The sequence below is a fragment of the Rossellomorea oryzaecorticis genome (genome assembly GCF_045897515.1).
In the GTDB taxonomy this organism is placed as follows: Bacteria; Bacillota; Bacilli; order Bacillales; family Bacillaceae_B; genus Rossellomorea; species Rossellomorea enclensis.
The window spans coordinates 286,675-304,177 of record NZ_JBJOSA010000001.1; the positions used below are offsets into that span (position 1 = coordinate 286,675).

The following is a 17,503-nucleotide window of genomic DNA, read 5'->3' on the forward strand; positions in this document are numbered from 1 at the left end:
TACTTTCACAAATGCCTGAATTTTATCACTTTCCTGCTTAACTCCTTTTTGAAAAGAGTATTTTGGAAAAAGGATAAATCGACAAGCTCTGAATAATAAGTGAGAACATGATCACGCCGAACGAAATGGATTGAATCGATTCTGCTCCTTTTCCTTCCATACCAAGAAGCAGGGCAACCGACATCGTCCCCTTTATCCCTGATAATGTCAGGATAAATACTTCTTTCCAGCCGTAGGTGCTTCTCCATGTTTTTCTTATCTTTACAACTCCAATAATAATAACATAGCGGACCAATAAGGTAATGATAAATAAGAAGAAAAACCATCCCATCATTGAAAAAGAGATATAATCGACCGCTTTGATCCCGATCAATAAGAACAGGAAGGTGAGGATGGTGGGTTCAATGACTTCCCAGAAACCATCCAGCTGTTTTCTGAAATGATCTTCTTTAATGGTCCGTTCATATTCAGAGGAAAGCATAATGCCGCTTGCCACGGTTGCAAGAACTCCCGAAACACCTATTTCCTCACCAATATAGAAGCTTCCATAAGCTAAAATCACTGATAGCATAATCTGATAGCGGGAATCTGAAGTGAAATGTATGGCTTTGGTCACCAGCCATCCAAACACGATCCCGATCACCGCTCCCCCAATGGATACCCATAGAAACTCCATTGAAAAGGAAGTAATTGAAAAAGATTCATCTCCGAAATAAATTCCCGCTGCGAGTGTGAATAGAACAATGCTGGTGCCGTCATTAATCATCGATTCACCTTCGACCACGCTCGCAAGCGCTTGTTTATTGGATGACTGTTTCAAGATAGAAACAACCGAAACAGGATCCGTCGGGGTTAAAATAGTGGATATCAACAAGGCTTCTATATATGAAATCGGGAGGACGGGCTGGAGAATATAATAGATCAGTATACTCATGAGGAGTGCTGTGACCAGTATTCCCAATGTACTTAAAAGGAAAATCTCGCCGCCGTGCTTCCTCAGCTCCTTGACCTGAAACTGATAGGCCGAGATGAATAATAACGCAGGAAGAAACAAATAAAAGATGGTGTCCTTCGTCAGTTCAAGTCCTTCAAATCCGGGAAAGAATCCAATAAGCGCCCCGATTATCAGCAGCACCACCGGCACAGGGATATCTTTTTTCTTTTTATCAATTGTATACACCAAATAACCAATCATAAGCAGGATCAACATGCTTAAAGGTTCAATGATAATCACCTCCTAACGATGTTCTTTTCACTATTTATTCCCTTCGCACTTCCTGACCTAAACGTCCATCCTCAGTCATATGTACCATTTTCCCGGGAATGTGTTTACCCTTTCCAAATTTAGGGTTAAACGATATATATGGAAAAAGACTTACAGGTCAAAAAGGAAAGCAGGTGTTTCGATATTTTGAGCCAGGTTTACGAAAACAAAACCTTCAGTAACAGCGGTATGATCACATTACCCAAACAGTGGAGGCAGCGGTTCGGACTCATCCCGGGGAGATTGGCAGAGCTCATCTATCAAAACGATTCCATTTATATCAAACCCGCCCGAAAACATACTACCAATAACAAACGATATGTATCTGAAAAAGGAACCGTCCACATCCCGAAGGAACTCCGAGATGCAATGGGCATCACACCTCAAGACTCCTACACCCTGCACATCAATGAAGAACAGCGCTGTTTTATCCTTACATGCGAATAGAAAAGCGGAGGGGCTTTGCCCAGAGGCGTGTGGCATAAGACGAACCAGACGGGTAGGCGGTCTTTGCCTTTTTGCTTGATTTGACTTATGACCTAGAAGGGCTAGCCGCCGGAGCTGGACATAGGAAAGGTGGTCTTTGCCTTCTTAAATCAACCTGCGTACAGTTTGGATATTTTTGGTAAGTGGTGGAATAAATCCTAAAATTAAAAGATTATCCAGCAGAATTCGAAGATTATTGCCCTGAATTGAAAGATAAAGTCCAATTTTCGAAAGATTTTCGGCCAAAATTAAAAGATTACCCCGATTCCACCCGTTCCGCAGGCTGAACCAAAGCGCTTTTTGAGCCAAAACACTGATTTCCCCCTATTAGGGCGGGTGCAGCCACTTCGTATACAGCGTCAAACAAGCCTAAAACCCCAGTATTCCTCCTTAAAAAAACATTTTTGACCTCGAGCCTCCAGCCTTCGTTACTGCACAATAGAAATTCGGAAGGTCTTTGCCTTCATGGACCGTTAGCTTATGACCCCGATCCCCTAGCCGCCGGAGCTGGACAATAAGAAAAAGCCCGCCTCCACCGCTTTAAAGCGTTGAGGGACGGGCCTTCTGTTCAGCTTCATTACATTCAACTATACTTCCGGTCGTATCGATGGAGAGTCTACGGATGTCTATGGAAGGGAATGATTGGCGGAGCTGCTTCAGCAGCCACTGACCTGCTCCCTTCTCCGCAAAGCAGGCAATGGTTGGACCCGCTCCGCTAATCGCTGTGCCGAATGCACCAAACTTACGAGCCGTTTCCTCGACTGCTTCGTAGTGCGGAAGCAGCTTCCTGCGGTACGGCTGATGATAGCGGTCCTCTTTCATCATCTTCCCCGCCAGCTCCCAATCTCCGTTCAGGAATGCAGCCACAAGTACATTTGAAACCGCCCCGCCCTGGACAGACTCCTGAAAGCTCATCTCTCCCGGCAGGACATCCCGCGATTCGGACGTCTTCAATTCAGTCTTCGGAATCACCGCCACCACTTCAACCGGCAGCTGGGATACATTCATCAGCTGAACCCCTTCATCCGTCCGGCAGCTTACGACGAAACCGCCGTAAAGGGAAGCCCCGACATTATCAGGGTGGCCTTCATATTTCGCCGCGATTTCGAGCTTCTCCTGTCCGGAGAGGTTCAATCCGCCTGAAACATCAGCAAGTTCAACCCCTGCCACGACGGCAGCCGCACTGGATCCCAGTCCCCTTGTAAGCGGGATATCACTTGAAACATATAACTCGCAAGGCGTGAGATCCTTTCCGCAGGCTTCTGCAGTTTCCTTGGCAACCTGGACGATAAAATGAGATTCATCAGAAGGGAATACCTCAAGCTCCGGGGACAGTGCCGTCACTTTCCATGTTTCGGACTCGACGGCTTCCACTGTCAAATACAGATCCAGCGCCAGACCGAGAGAATCAAATCCTGCCCCCAAATTGGCGGTACTCGCGGGGACGGTTATTTTCCAGGAACGAGCCTCCCGCTTCTTCATACCCCAATTGTTCCTTTGATATAATCCTTTACTTTTTCCTTGTCATTCGGCAGTTTCACCGGCTGAACGGGACTATGTTCCATGGCAGTGACGGGATCCTTCAATCCGTTTCCTGTAAGGACCGCCACCACCTTGCTTCCTTTCTTCAGCAAGCCCTTATCCATGCTTTTCTTTACTCCTGCTATCGATGCACAGGAAGCAGGTTCTGCAAAGATCCCTTCCTTTTTTGCAATAAGCCGGTATGCGTCGAGGATTTCTTCATCTGTCACTTCATCGATATGACCATTCGACTCTTTCAACGCATCCACTGCAAAATCCCAGCTTGCCGGGTTCCCGATCCTGATTGCTGTCGCAATCGTCTCAGGCTCGGGGAATACCCTGTTGTGAACAAGTGCAGCAGCCCCCGACGCTTCAAACCCGAACATTCGCGGCAGGCTTGATTCTTCGCGCCTGCTGTATTCCTTGAATCCTTTCCAGTAAGCTGAGATATTCCCTGCGTTGCCGACTGGGATGGCCAGCACGTCTGGCGCCTGGCCCAGACCTTCAATAACTTCAAAGGCAGCAGTCTTCTGCCCTTCAAGACGGTATGGGTTCACTGAGTTAACGAGAGTCATAGATTCCGTATGACTCAATTCCCTCACGATTTCCAGCGCATCGTCAAAGTTTCCTTCGATTGATACAATCTCTGCTCCGTACATGACGGCCTGGGCAAGCTTGCCTTGAGCAATCTTCCCTTCAGGAATGACGACGATGCATTTGATGCCTGCCCGCGCTGCATAGGCTGCAGCCGAGGCTGATGTATTCCCTGTTGACGCGCAAATCACCGTCGAACTTCCTTCTTCGACCGCTTTTGCTACTGCAAGGACCATCCCGCGATCCTTGAACGAGCCGGTCGGATTGGCACCTTCGACTTTTGCATAAAGCTCGATTCCCCATTCCTCGGACAGCGTCTTCAATTCAATCAATGGTGTATTTCCTTCATTCAGGCTTAAAAGCGGAGTTTCTTCCGTGAGGGGAAGATGCTCACCGTATTGTTCCAATAAACCTTTCCATCTCATCCCTTCTCTCCCCCTTCCACCCGGTAAGAGCTTTCGATCGAATGAATCGCATGATAGTCTTTCAGCTCCATCAGAATATCCTCATAATGATCGAGTGATGCTTTATGCGTAACGAGGACGATTTCGGAATAACCCGCTCCATTCAATGGATTTTGAAGAATCTTCTCGAAACTGACACCATGATTTGAAAAAATGGACGTCAGCTTTGCCAGCACTCCGATTTCATCCTGAACATGAAGGCGCAAAAAGTATTGAGAGGAAATTTCTTCGCGTTCCTTCAATTTTTTCTCGAATTGAGGGTTCACGGCGCTCTTTCCCGTCACTCCCAGTCTCATATTCTTCATTGTGCAGACCATATCGGAAACTACCGCTGTCGCCGTCGGCAGGCTTCCTGCCCCCGGTCCGTAAAACATCGTTTCACCTACAGCCTCTCCGTATACATATACGGCATTGTATTCATCATTCACCGATGACAGCGGGTGTTCATTCGGCAGCAATGCCGGCTCTACGCTCACTTCCACCTTTTCTCCGTCGCGATGTGCGTATCCGATCAGCTTCATCGTATACCCGAACTGTCCGGCATATTCGATGTCTTCTGCCGTCACATCTGTGATTCCCTTCACCTTTACATCGGATAGATCCACGTTCATGGAAAAGCCAAGCGTCGACATGATCGCCATCTTCCTCGCTGCATCAAGACCGCCGACATCCGCAGTCGGATCCGCTTCGGCAAACCCGAGGTCCTGTGCTTCTTTCAATACATCATCGAAGGTCCTGCCCTCTTTCGTCATCTTCGTCAGGATGAAATTCGTCGTCCCATTGACGATCCCCATCATTTTCGTGATGCGGTCGGATGCAAGCCCGTCTACGAGCCCTCTTAATATAGGGATCCCTCCAGCTACACTTGCTTCGTAAAACAAATCACATTCATTGGCGGAAGCGGCTTTCAGGAGCTCCGGTCCATGTACGGCCATCAGATCCTTGTTTGCCGTCACGACGTGCTTCTTATTTTTCAAAGCCACGAGGAGGTGTTCCTTTGTAGCTTCGATTCCTCCCATTACTTCGACCACAATATCAATTTCAGGGTCGGCCAGGACGTCCTCGGGATCCAAGGTCAATATCCCGTCCTCAATCGCAAGTCCCCTATCCTTTTCCAAGTCCTGAACAAGGGCTTTTTTCACTTTCACAGGACAGCCGATTTGATGCGCCAGTTTATCCTGATGATTCTCGATGATCTTTACAACTCCGGCTCCCACTGTTCCGAGTCCCAAAAGTCCGATTGAAATTGATTCCATAAGTCGAAAACCTCCAATTGTTTATTTCTGGTGTACATTTGTATTTGTATAGAGGACATTATAGTAGAAATAATTTCCTATTACAATACCTTTTTTCGTATTTTCTGAATGTAAGAGCTTTCTTTGTTGGTAGATGAGGAATAAAAAATCTACTGTTGAATACCGCTTTTGATTTCCGTGGAAGACTTCGCTTTCCGCGGGTGACCCGTGAGCCTCCTCGTCGCTGCGCTCCTGCGGGGTCTCACATTGGCCACTTCTCCCGCAGGAGTCTTCGTCTTCCACTCCAATCAAAAGCTTGATAGGTTACTATAAACGATTATCTAAACACCATTACTCTTTGTATTAAATCGTCTGAAAATCCCCATTTTAATAACAGAGGACCGCCCCTGATCTCGGTTCAGATCGGGAGCCGTCCTGCTTTATCCGATATAGTGAAGCTGGCGGACCATTTTTGATAGTTCCCGGTAGACGGGAATTTTGCTTGGATCCGCGTTGCCCCCGGAGATGACACATCCGACCTTCTTCCCGTGTACTTTGACTTTATGGCACATTGCGGCAGCCAAGGATGCGGCGCCTGCGCCTTCGACGAGCGTTTTTTCACGCTGCAGCATGAACATCATCGCATAAGCGATTTCTTCGTCGGTCACAGTGACCATGTCATCCACGTATTTGCGGATGATCGGGAATGTCAGCTCACCCGGTTTCTTCACCAGGATTCCGTCGGCGATTGTGTGCACGTGATTCAGGGAGCCTTTATTTTTCCCTGTGAAAAAATTATAGGTGGCAGGGGCACCGAGTGCCTGCACGCCAATAATGTTTACCCGGGGGTTGAATGTTTTCACTGCCAGCGCCATGCCGGCAAGCAATCCCCCGCCGCCGACCGGAACAAGGATCGTGTCCAGATCGCTGAGCTGCTGAAGCATTTCAAGTGCGACGGTTCCCTGCCCCGCCATCACTTTTGGATCATCAAATGCATGAACGAATGTCGAGCCCTTTGTCCTCATTTCATCGACAGCCGCACGATAGGCTTCTTGATAGGTCTCGCCTTCCAACACGATGTTCGCCCCGTAATGCTTTGTCGCCTCCACCTTCGCAGATGGAGTCCGCTTCGGCATGAATATCTTCGAGTCCGCGTTGCGCTGGGTGGCGGCAAGTGCGACTCCCTGCGCATGATTCCCTGCAGAAGCGCAGATGATTCCTCTCGCGGCTTCTTCCTCTGATAAGGACATCACTTTATTCATTGCCCCTCTTACTTTAAAAGACCCGGTCCGCTGCAAGTTTTCCATTTTCATAAAAATGTTTCCGCCGGTAAAAGTATTCAATGTTGAAGACTGCTTCAACGGCGTTCGATGCACTTGACCGCAAATTCTTTCCATCGCTTCTACAACATCAGCACTTTTCATTAAATCCCCAAGACATTCACCTCATTTTGTTTTTCGTATTGCTCGATTTTCCCGCCGTATTGCAATGTAAGATCAATTTCATCAAGGCCTTTCATCAGCATCGTCTTCCAGTAAGGATCGACCTCGAACGATGCAATCAGCCCTTCAGAATCACACAGCATCTGTGATCCCAGTGATACTTCAATTTTATAAAGATCGGCTTTCTTTTCATTCTTGAACAGAGCGTCCACTGTATCTTCCGGGAGCCGGATTGGCAGGATACCGTTTTTCAGGCAGTTATTATAGAAAATATCTGCATAACTCTTGGCGATGATCACTTTGAATCCGAAATCCTGAAGGGACCACGGCGCATGCTCCCTTGATGATCCGCAGCCGAAATTTTTCCCGCCAAGAAGGATCTCCGAATCGCTGTACTTCCCGGTATCAAGCTGAAAGTCTTGTTTCAGCGTCTTCCCGTCATCCTCGAAGCGCCAGTGGTAAAACAGGAACTGTCCGAACCCTTTGCGCTCGATTCTTTTTAAAAACTGCTTCGGTATGATTTGATCGGTATCAACATTATCGCGGTTGAGAGGGAATACCTTCCCCTCCAGATGATTGAATGCCATCAGTAGTCCACCTCCTCAGGATACTGTCGCTGCTTTTAGTTTTCTTACGTCTGTAAGTTTGCCGGTTACCGCTGCTGCAGCGGCCATTGCAGGACTGAGGAGATGGGTGCGTGACCCGTTCCCCTGGCGCCCTTCAAAGTTCCGGTTGGAAGTCGATGCACATCGTTTCCCTGGGGGAACGATATCATCATTCATCGCAAGGCACATGCTGCATCCGGCTTCTCTCCATTCAAACCCTGCTTCTTTAAAGATGTCATGAAGCCCTTCTGCTTCAGCGGCCTGCTTTACCTTGAATGAACCAGGTACGACAAGTGCGGTCACGTCCTCTTTGACCTTGTGGCCTTTCACCACTTCCGCCGCCGCTCTCAAATCGCTCAATCTTGAGTTCGTACAGGAACCTATGAACACATAATCGACCTCAATGTCTTCGATCCTCATGCCGGGTTCAAGCCCCATGTAGTGCAGCGCCCGCTCCGTGCCTTCCTGATCGGAGGGATCCTGAAAATCTCCCGGATGGGGGACATTGCTTGAGATGCCGGCACCCATTCCGGGGTTCGTACCCCATGTCACATGCGGCTCGATGTCTTCCCCTTTGATCGAGATGTGATCGTCGTATGCGGCATCACTGTCGCTTTGAAGAGAACGCCACTCCTTTTTCAGTTCGTCATAAGAAGTGTGGTTAGGCAGATGCTCCCTGCCTTCAAGATACTCGAATGTCACCTCATCCGGAGAGATCAATCCTGCCTTTGCACCTGCTTCGATGCTCATATTACAGACCGTCATCCGCTCTTCCATCGTGAGATTCCGGATGACATCGCCTGTGAACTCAATGACATATCCGGTTCCGAATCCGACCCCGTATGCGGAGATGATGTGAAGGATCACATCTTTTGCCGACACGCCGAAACCAAGTTCGCCGGTCACTTCCACCTGCAGCGTTTTCGGTTTCGCCTGCCAGAGGGTCTGGGTTGCGAGTACGTGCTCCACTTCACTCGTCCCGATCCCGAATGCGAGAGCACCGAACGCTCCGTGAGTCGAAGTATGGCTGTCACCGCAGACAATCGTTTTACCCGGCTGGGTAAGCCCGAGCTCGGGACCGATGACATGGACGATCCCCTGATCCGGATGATGGATGTCGGAAAGCTCAACACTGAACTCTTCACAATTTTTCTTCAGCGTATCCATCTGCAGCCTGGCGATTTCATCCCGCACGATATGGCGCTCACGGGTCGGAACATTATGATCCATCGTGGCATAAGTCAGATCCGGCCTTCTCACCTTTCTGCTCTTGAGACGGAGTCCTTCAAAAGCCTGGGGAGATGTCACCTCATGAACAAGGTGCAGATCGATATACAGCAAATCCGGCTTCCCTTTCTCTTCATGCACGATATGCTTTTCCCATATCTTTTCAATGATATTTTTCCCTGCCATGATCTCCCTCCTGGTTTGTTTGTCTTTATAGCTTCTATTGTGGTTCGTATCCCTATGAAAATCTTACTTTATGCTCAAAATTTTCGATTTATGCTCGAAAATCCTGCAAGTATGCCCGCTTTCATCATATTTTTGCTCGAATTCTATGATTTTTGCTCTAAATGTCGAATTTCATCGAGTGTCCACACACGTTGAAGCGAGTCTATTATCCTTTCCTTCTTACAAATAAGCCGCCAAGATCGAACTCAACGCATGATCCGCTTCCAGACGTTCCACGACGAGCTGGCTCATCGCCCCTGTCCCGACGACGGTGCCGCGGCCCATCGTCCACAGGTCGCCGGTACGGTAGCCGGCGTTCAATACTTCCTGGACGGCCAGCTCGATCATTTCTGCTTCTTCTTTCAGTCCGAATGAGTGACGGAGCATCATTGCAACGGACAGGATCATCGCAAGCGGATTGGCTTTTCCTTTACCGGCGATGTCCGGTGCGGAGCCGTGTACTGGTTCATAGAGTCCGAAAGAGTCTTCTCTTAAACTTGCAGAAGGCAGCATTCCGAGAGACCCTGTGATCATGGACGCCTCATCGCTGAGGATATCCCCGAACATATTCTCCGTCACCAGTACATCGAATTGCTTCGGCTTATACATCAGTTTCATGGCAGCCACGTCCACCAGCATGTGCTCGACTTCCACATCCGGGTATTCGACAGCTACTTCATTCACGACTTCCCGCCACATTCGGCTCGTTTCCAAAACGTTCGCCTTGTCAACGGACGTCAACTTTTTCTTTCGTTTCTGAGCAAGAGCAAATGCTTTACGGACGATTCGTTCGATTTCACTTCGTTCGTACACCAGGGTATCGACTGCTACCTCATTGTTTTTCCCCTGGCGGCCTGATGGCTGACCGAAATACAGGCCGCCCGTCAACTCACGGACAATTACCAGATCGACGTCTTCGACCATTTCTTTTTTCAGAGGAGACGAATTCAGCAGGCTTTCGAAAGCTTTTACCGGTCTCAGATTCGCAAATAGATTGAATTCTTTACGGATGGCAAGCAGTCCTTTTTCAGGGCGCTGTTCTTTTGGCAGGTGCTCCCACTTCGGGCCGCCGACTGCCCCTAAGAGCACGGCGTCACTTTCCCTGCAAAGCTTGACTGTTTCAGGAGGTAACGGGGTACCGAAACGGTCGACCGCTGCTCCGCCGATGTAGCCTTTTTCTACCTCGAATTCATGGCCGAACCAGTCACCCACCGCTTTCAGTACTTCTAATGCACCATCCATGATCTCTTGACCGATACCGTCTCCAGGCAACACTGCGATTTTTTTCTTCATTAGAACTACCTCCTGTTTTTATAAAATCTGTTACAAAACCGCTGTTGATTTCCGTGCAAGACTTCGCTTTCCGCGGGTGACCCGTGAGCCTCCTCGGCTTCGCCTGCGGGGTCTCACATTAGCCACTTCTCCCGCAGGAGTCTTCGTCTTGCACTCCAATCAACAGCTAGATCTTCCCATACCATTGCTTTGAATAAAGTACCTGCCTTGAGACAGGTATCATCAAAAAACTAATAAAAATCTATACCCCGGCCTTCACTGCCACTTTCTCCTTCATCGCCGCTTTCTGCTGCAGCATCCGGTTCACTGCGTTAAGGTAAGCGCGGGCGGATGCTTCAAGGACATCTTGTGCGGTGCCGCGGCCGCTTGTGTTATCTCCGTCATATTCAAGGCGGACATATACTTCTGCCAGGGCATCCCGGCCTCCGCCGACTGAGTTGATTTTGTAGTCAAGGAGCCTGGATGGCGATGGAAGCATCGATTCGATTGTGTTGTAGATGGCTTCCACGCTTCCCGACCCGGTAGATGCGAGCTGCTTCAGGTCGCCATTTTCATCACGGAGCTCGATGGTTGCGGTCGGGATATTATCCATACCGTACTGTACCTGCATCCTTTCAAGCTTGAAGCCAACACCTTCACCGATTTCGGTTTGCTTGTTCGTCAGGATGCTGAACAGGTCGTCGTCGACGATTTCTTTCTTCTTGTCTGCTAAATCTTTAAAGGTATCAAATGCTTCTTTTAACTTCTCTTCTGTTAAATCGAAGCCAAGTTCAAGTGCCTTATTTTTAAAAGCATGACGCCCTGAGTGCTTGCCGAGGACGAGTCTTGTGGAATTGACCCCGATCAGCTCAGGCGTAATGATTTCATACGTTGTTTTCTCCTTCAGCATGCCGTCCTGGTGGATCCCGGATTCATGGGCGAAGGCATTGTTGCCGACGACCGCCTTGTTGGCCGGTACCCTCATCCCGGTCAGCTTGCTGACCAGTGCGCTCGTTTTCTTGATTTCATCGAGCTTTAAACGGGTGGACGCGCTGTAAAAGTCTTCGCGGATCAGGAGGGCGACTGCCACCTCTTCAAGAGCTGCATTCCCGGCCCGTTCACCGATTCCGTTAATCGTTCCTTCGATCTGATCGGCTCCATTCTCGATGGCTGCCAGCGAATTCGCCGTTGCCATTCCAAGATCGTCATGGCAGTGGGCGGATAATTTCACGCCGTCGATATTCGGGACATTCTCGCGTACGAACCGGAACATTTCACCGTATTTCTGAGGTGTCATATATCCGACCGTGTCAGGTAGGTTGATGACCGATGCACCTGCATCAATCACCTTCTCCATGATTTTGACCAGGAAATTCAAATCCGACCTGCCGGCATCTTCAGCAGACCACTGGACGACCGGGAAGAACTTCTTCGCGTATTTCACCGTTTCGACCGCTTTCTCAATGACTTGATCAGGCGTCATCTTCAGCTTGTGGGTCATGTGGATCGGAGAGGTCGCGATAAAGACGTGAAGCCTTGGTTCGGCAGTCGTTTTCAACGATTCCCAAACAGCATCGATGTCACGTATACTCGCTCTCGCCAATCCGGTCACAGAGCTGTTTTTGATTGTTTCACCGATCCTCTTCACGGCGTCGAAATCACCTTTTGAAGCTGCAGGAAACCCGGCTTCAATGACGTCGACCCCGAGGCGTTCGAGCTGCTTTGCCACTTCTATTTTTTCGACTGTGTTCAGGTTTACACCGGCAGATTGTTCCCCGTCTCTAAGCGTTGTGTCAAAAATATCAATGGTTCGCACTTGCTACCACTTCCTTCTCTTTTTTAGAGGATTTCGGCTGAACAAATGGCATCATTTTACGGAGCTCCTTCCCTACCACTTCGAGTTCGTGTTTGCTTTCACGCTGATTGATGGCATTGAATTCCGGACGGTTCGCCTGGTTCTCTAGGATCCAGCCTTTTGCAAATTTTCCTGTTTGGATGTCTGAAAGGACTTCCTTCATCCGGGCTTTCGTTTCTTCGTTCACGACACGCGGTCCTGAAACGAAATCTCCCCATTGGGCTGTGTCGGAGATGGAGTAACGCATGCCTTCAAGTCCTTGTTCGTACATTAAGTCGACGATCAATTTCAGTTCGTGCAGACATTCAAAGTATGCAACTTCTTTCTGATAGCCTGCTTCGACGAGCGTTTCGAACCCTGCCTTTACGAGGGAAGTAAGCCCTCCGCAAAGTACCGCCTGTTCACCGAATAGATCCGTTTCCGTTTCTTCCTGGAATGAGGTTTCAAGAATCCCGGCGCGTCCTGCCCCGACTCCTTTTGCGTAGGCAAGTGCAACTTCACGGGCCTGACCAGATACATCCTGATACACACCGAACAGTGCAGGTACACCCGCGCCTTCTTCAAATGTTCTCCGTACAAGATGCCCCGGACCTTTAGGAGCGACAAGGAAGACATCGACGTCTTCAGGAGGAACAACCTGGCTAAAGTGAATGTTGAATCCGTGTGCGAATGCCAGTGCTTTTCCGGCTGTGAGGGCCGGCTTGATTTCTGCTTCATACACCTTAGGCTGATGTTCATCCGGGAGAAGGACCATGATCACGTCCGCCTGTTCACACGCCTCGCGTACTGAATAAACATCCAATCCGTCTTCCACTGCTTGATCCCATGATTTCCCTTTGCGCAGACCGACAACTACATCAAATCCGCTTTCCTTTAAATTCTGTGCATGGGCATGACCTTGGGAACCGTATCCTACGACCGCAACCTTCTTCCCTTTTAAAACCTCTTCATTCACATCTCCGTTATAATAAACCTTTACCATTTCGCTCATCCTCTCCAGTTTTTTTATAAAATTCACGCCGTTTAGCGGTGTTTCCGTCAGTTCACGATTGAATACTGCTTGAGCTCCGTCACCGGTTTTCCATTTCCCCTGGCAAAAGCCGTGATGCCGGTCCGGGCAATTTCCTTGATCCCATAAGGCCTTAATAAGTCGATGATGGCTTCGATCTTTGAGGTTTCACCGGTAACCTGGACGGTGACGCTGTCCCTGGCCACATCAATGATCGATGCCCTAAATGGTTCGACGATCCCGTTGATCTCGGACCTTGTCTGGCCTGTGCTCAGCACTTTGATAAGTGCGAGTTCACGGGCCACCACTCCCTGGTCCGTGATGTCCGTCACCTTTAATACGTCGATTTGTTTGTGAAGCTGTTTCATCAGCTGTTCGATTTTGCGGTCGTCTTCCACGTTAACGACGAATGTCATCCGTGAAATGCCTTCCACTTCGGTGTAGCCGACCGAAATGCTTTCGATGTTGAACTGGCGCTTCGTGAATAATCCAGTCACACGATTCAGTACGCCGCTGCGGTTATGAACGAGCGCAGTTACAATCCGCTTCATGGTTTCACCCCTAACATTTCGTGGATTCCTTTGCCTGGGGCGACCATCGGATAGACGTTTTCCTTCGGATTCACCAGGCAGTCGATGAGGACCGGTTCGTCACTGGTCAGCGCCTCTTTTAAAACCGTTTCGGCTTCTTCCTGTGTTTTCACGCGATAACCTTTGATCCCGTATGATTCGGCCAGTTTTACAAAATCGGGCTGCAGGGAAAAGAGTGATTGTGAGTACCTTTCTTCATAGAAGGTTTCCTGCCACTGCCTCACCATTCCCAGCGTACTGTTGTTCAGCAGGACGACTTTGACAGGAAGATTGAGTTCATTTAAGAGGACCAGTTCCTGCAGTGTCATCTGGAAGCCGCCGTCCCCGACGAATGCTACGACCTTGCTTGAAGGATTCGCAAGCTGAGCGCCGATTGCCGCCGGGAAACCGAACCCCATCGTTCCGAGTCCTCCGGAAGTGACCCAGTTATTCGGCTTTTTGAATGAGTAGTACTGAGCTGCCCACATTTGATGCTGACCGACATCTGTGGTGACGATCGCTTCCCCGTTTGTCATTTCGTATACCTGCTCGATCAGAAGCTGAGGGGACAGGACATCATTCGTCTTCGTATACCAGAAAGGATTCTCAAGTTTGTATGCCTGAAGATGGCGGTGCCAGTCTTCTGTATCTCCCCTTGCCGGCTGATGTTCAAGTATTTTCAAGAGAGCCTGTTTGGAATCGGCCACAATCGGGATATGCGTTGTCACGTTCTTTCCGATTTCAGCCGGGTCGATATCGATATGGACCACTTTTGCTTTCGGTGCAAAGGTGGCAAGATTCCCGGTCAGCCTGTCATCGAATCTGGCGCCGATATTAATTAAAAGGTCGCATTCATAAAGTGCCATATTACTTGTGTAACAGCCGTGCATCCCTGCCATCCCTAAAAATAACGGATGATCTGCCGGAAAGCCGCCCAACCCGAGAAGGGTATGGATAACCGGAAGGTCGTAACTTTCGGCAAAGTTTTTTAATTCTTCTGACGCTTTGCCGTGCAGGACGCCCGCCCCAGCTAGGATCACCGGTCTTTTCGATACTTTGATTGCATCCACAAGCTTCCTGATCTGCAGCGGGTTAGGATAAAAATTCGGCTGATAACCGGGCAGATCCATTTCCACGTCTTTCACTTGCGGGGCATCCTGAACAGTCAGATCCTTTGGAATATCGACGAGGACCGGACCCGGCCGCCCTGTCGAGGCAATATGGAAAGCCTCCTTTACGACCCTCGGTAAATCCTTGATGTCCCGGACCTGGTAATTATGTTTCGTGATCGGCATCGTGATCCCGACAACATCCGCTTCCTGGAAGGCATCGGTCCCGATCACGCCTGACGCAACCTGGCCGGTGAAGATGACGAGCGGCAGTGAGTCCATCATGGCATCTGCGATCCCGGTTACGAGATTTGTTGCACCGGGACCTGAAGTCGCGATGACGACCCCTGGTTTTCCCGAAACCCTCGCATACCCTTCTGCAGCATGGATGGCTCCCTGCTCGTGCCTGGCGAGAACGTGTTTGATCGGGGCTTTGTACAGAGCATCATAGATTGGCAGGACCGCTCCACCCGGGTACCCAAACAGAATTTCCACTTGTTCCTCTTTTAACGCCTTCATGAGCATGTCAGCACCGTTGGCTTTTTCTGTCTCTGTGTGCGAAACCGGTTCTGCCTCTAGCTTAGCTCTCATTTTTTCATCTCCTCCTCAAAAAATGATTTCTATCAGCCGATAGTTTATTGATTTTCCATATAAAAAAGCCCTTCCACCCACTACGTCAGAATTTGATCTTTCGCAGGGGTGAAAAGGCTTTGTTCCTTTCCACGGTACCACCCTAGTTCAGAGACGGCACGGGGCCGTCTCCCTCAGCAGGCTGACTTTATTGGCATCAGCCTTTGTTTTTGTAACGAGTAACAGCTACTCGATCGTTCCTACTCCGATGTTTCAGAACGATACTCAGAGGGGATGTCGGTATCGGATGTATTACTGGTTTGCAGCACCACCAGCTCTCTGGAAATACAAGTCCCGATCCTTTAACCTCTTCAACGCTTTCAATCTATTCGGTTTTCAAGATGCCGCCTGTGCTTGCGGATGTAACCAGCTTTGCGTATCTTGCGAGATAACCTTTTCTGATTTTCGGAGGCGGCTGGACCCATTCCTGCTGCCTGAATTTCAGTTCTTCTTCGGAGACCATGAGTGAGATGGTCCGGTTCGTTAAGTCGATAAGGATGGCGTCCCCGTTTTCAATGACGCCGATTGGGCCGCCTTCAGCCGCTTCCGGAGAAACATGGCCGATGGAAATTCCCCGCGATGCCCCGGAAAACCTTCCGTCTGTCATGAGCGCCACTTTCTTTTCGAGTCCCCTGCCGGCAATCGCTGCTGTCGGGGCGAGCATCTCAGGCATCCCCGGACCGCCTTTTGGTCCTTCGTACCGGATGACGACGACATGGCCTTCCTTCACTTCCCCGCTTTCGATTCCAGCGAGTGCTTCATCCTGGGATTCATAAACGATTGCTTCTCCCATGAATGTCTTGATCGAAGGATCGACCGCTCCGACTTTAATGACCCCTCCATCAGGGGCGATGTTTCCGAAGAGGACCGATAATCCCCCGACCGGGCTGTGGGCGTTTTCCTTGCTCCTGATCACATCGTCGTTTTGAATGTGCGCTTCTTTTACATTTTCATAAAGAGATTTTCCTGTGACCGTGATCCTCTCTTTATGTACAGCACCCATTTCGCATAGTTCCTTGATGATGGCGCTGACTCCGCCGGCATTGTGGACATCCTGCATGGAGTAGTCGGATGCCGGGCTTATTTTAGATAAATAAGGGACGCGTTCGGCCACCTTATTGATACGGTTGATGTCGTAATCGATTTCCGCTTCATTTGCGATCGCCAGGGTATGAAGGACGGTATTGGTTGATCCGCCCATCGCCATATCGAGTGCGAATGCATCGTCGATCGTTTCTTCCGTGATGATGTCACGCGGCTTGATGTCTTTCTTGACCATTTCCACCAGATGTTTGGCTGCATCCTTGATCAGCCTGTGACGGTCTGCGGAAGTGGCGACGATCGTCCCGTTCCCTGGAGGCGCCATGCCGAGCATTTCCATCAGGGAGTTCATCGAATTCGCTGTGAACATCCCCGAGCAGGAACCGCATGTAGGACAGGCATTCTGTTCGATGTCGAGGAGCTGTTCGGCTGTCATTCTGCCTGACTGGTGGGCACCGACGCCTTCAAAGACAGATACAAGTGATAAAGGATCTCCATCACTCGATACTCCCGCTTCCATCGGTCCTCCCGATACAAACACGGAAGGTACATTCGTCCTGACTGATGCCATCAGCATCCCGGGAGTGATTTTGTCACAGTTCGGGATGTAGAAGACTCCGTCGAACCAGTGGGCGTTGATGACGGTCTCCGCTGAATCCGCGATGAGTTCACGGCTTGGAAGTGAATACCTCATCCCGATATGTCCCATCGCGATCCCATCGTCTACTCCGATTGTATTGAACTCGAATGGAATTCCGCCTGCTTCACGAATGGCTTCTTTCACCACCTGGGCAAAACCGTTCAGGTGCATATGCCCCGGAATGATATCGATGTAGGAGTTGCACACCCCGATGAATGGTTTTTCCATATCTTCAAGTTTGACCCCTGTTGCATATAGCAAACTGCGGTGAGGGGCACGGTCGATTCCTTTTTTGATCATGTCACTTCGCACGTC

At 49.6% G+C, this 17,503-nt stretch carries 15 protein-coding genes and 1 other annotated feature; of the genes, 1 reads left to right on the forward strand and 14 read right to left on the reverse strand.

The genetic code is table 11. From position 1 onward, the window contains the following. Positions 1–37: 37 nt before the first annotated feature. Complete coding sequence (locus ACKA06_RS01435; protein ID WP_411158880.1) at positions 38–1,234, reverse strand: cation:proton antiporter; 1,197 nt, start codon at positions 1,232–1,234, stop codon at positions 38–40. A 129-nt stretch (positions 1,235–1,363) separates the two neighbouring features. Between ACKA06_RS01435 and ACKA06_RS01440 the strand changes: the two genes are divergently transcribed. Next, positions 1,364–1,711, forward strand: a complete 348-nt coding sequence (locus ACKA06_RS01440) for an AbrB/MazE/SpoVT family DNA-binding domain-containing protein (RefSeq protein WP_411158881.1) — start codon at positions 1,364–1,366, stop codon at positions 1,709–1,711. Between the two features lie 144 nt (positions 1,712–1,855). On the opposite strand, the gene ACKA06_RS01445 is transcribed toward ACKA06_RS01440, so the two are convergent. The 13 genes from ACKA06_RS01445 to ilvD all read right to left on the reverse strand — a co-directional run bounded on the left by ACKA06_RS01445 (position 1,856) and on the right by ilvD (position 17,500). Beyond that, the gene (locus ACKA06_RS01445) at positions 1,856–2,059 is read right to left on the reverse strand and encodes a hypothetical protein (RefSeq protein ID WP_411158882.1); all 204 of its coding nucleotides are present in this window, start codon (positions 2,057–2,059) and stop codon (positions 1,856–1,858) included. Positions 2,060–2,290: 231 nt separating this feature from the next. Further along, positions 2,291–3,232, reverse strand: a complete 942-nt coding sequence (gene thrB / locus ACKA06_RS01450) for a homoserine kinase (protein WP_411158883.1) — start codon at positions 3,230–3,232, stop codon at positions 2,291–2,293. Beyond that, complete coding sequence (thrC, locus tag ACKA06_RS01455) at positions 3,229–4,290, reverse strand: threonine synthase (RefSeq protein ID WP_411158884.1); 1,062 nt, start codon at positions 4,288–4,290, stop codon at positions 3,229–3,231. Before thrC ends, thrB begins: the two co-directional genes overlap by 4 nt. Continuing rightward, a complete protein-coding gene (locus ACKA06_RS01460; RefSeq protein ID WP_214872984.1) occupies positions 4,287–5,585 on the reverse strand; it encodes a homoserine dehydrogenase in 1,299 nt (432 codons plus the stop codon). The genes thrC and ACKA06_RS01460 overlap by 4 nt, the downstream gene beginning before the upstream one ends. A gap of 419 nt (positions 5,586–6,004) precedes the next feature. After that, positions 6,005–6,988 carry a threonine ammonia-lyase gene (ilvA, locus tag ACKA06_RS01465; protein ID WP_231937950.1) on the reverse strand — a complete coding sequence of 328 codons (984 nt, stop codon included), beginning with the start codon at positions 6,986–6,988 and terminating at the stop codon, positions 6,005–6,007. Beyond that, on the reverse strand, positions 6,988–7,593 hold the full coding sequence (gene leuD / locus ACKA06_RS01470; RefSeq protein ID WP_032085554.1) for a 3-isopropylmalate dehydratase small subunit: 606 nt from the start codon (positions 7,591–7,593) through the stop codon (positions 6,988–6,990). Before leuD ends, ilvA begins: the two co-directional genes overlap by 1 nt. A 15-nt stretch (positions 7,594–7,608) precedes the next feature. Next, positions 7,609–9,024 (reverse strand): 3-isopropylmalate dehydratase large subunit, encoded by a 1,416-nt coding sequence (gene leuC / locus ACKA06_RS01475; protein WP_058299035.1) that lies wholly within the window; start codon positions 9,022–9,024, stop codon positions 7,609–7,611. A gap of 219 nt (positions 9,025–9,243) precedes the next feature. After that, entirely contained in the window at positions 9,244–10,356 is a 1,113-nt protein-coding gene (gene leuB / locus ACKA06_RS01480; RefSeq protein ID WP_411158885.1) for a 3-isopropylmalate dehydrogenase, read from the reverse strand. A 241-nt stretch (positions 10,357–10,597) separates the two neighbouring features. Continuing rightward, positions 10,598–12,151, reverse strand: a complete 1,554-nt coding sequence (locus ACKA06_RS01485) for a 2-isopropylmalate synthase (RefSeq protein ID WP_411158886.1) — start codon at positions 12,149–12,151, stop codon at positions 10,598–10,600. Further along, complete coding sequence (gene ilvC, locus ACKA06_RS01490) at positions 12,138–13,172, reverse strand: ketol-acid reductoisomerase (protein WP_032085550.1); 1,035 nt, start codon at positions 13,170–13,172, stop codon at positions 12,138–12,140. The genes ACKA06_RS01485 and ilvC overlap by 14 nt, the downstream gene beginning before the upstream one ends. 56 nt (positions 13,173–13,228) lie before the next feature. Then, positions 13,229–13,750, reverse strand: coding sequence for an acetolactate synthase small subunit (gene ilvN / locus ACKA06_RS01495; protein ID WP_032085549.1), 522 nt, complete (start codon positions 13,748–13,750; stop codon positions 13,229–13,231). Next, positions 13,747–15,468 (reverse strand): acetolactate synthase large subunit, encoded by a 1,722-nt coding sequence (ilvB, locus tag ACKA06_RS01500; protein WP_197670022.1) that lies wholly within the window; start codon positions 15,466–15,468, stop codon positions 13,747–13,749. The genes ilvN and ilvB overlap by 4 nt, the downstream gene beginning before the upstream one ends. A 101-nt stretch (positions 15,469–15,569) precedes the next feature. Next, positions 15,570–15,831 (reverse strand) — a binding site (T-box leader). A 1-nt stretch (position 15,832) separates the two neighbouring features. Next, positions 15,833–17,500 (reverse strand): dihydroxy-acid dehydratase, encoded by a 1,668-nt coding sequence (gene ilvD, locus ACKA06_RS01505; RefSeq protein ID WP_058299040.1) that lies wholly within the window; start codon positions 17,498–17,500, stop codon positions 15,833–15,835. Positions 17,501–17,503: the final 3 nt, after the last annotated feature.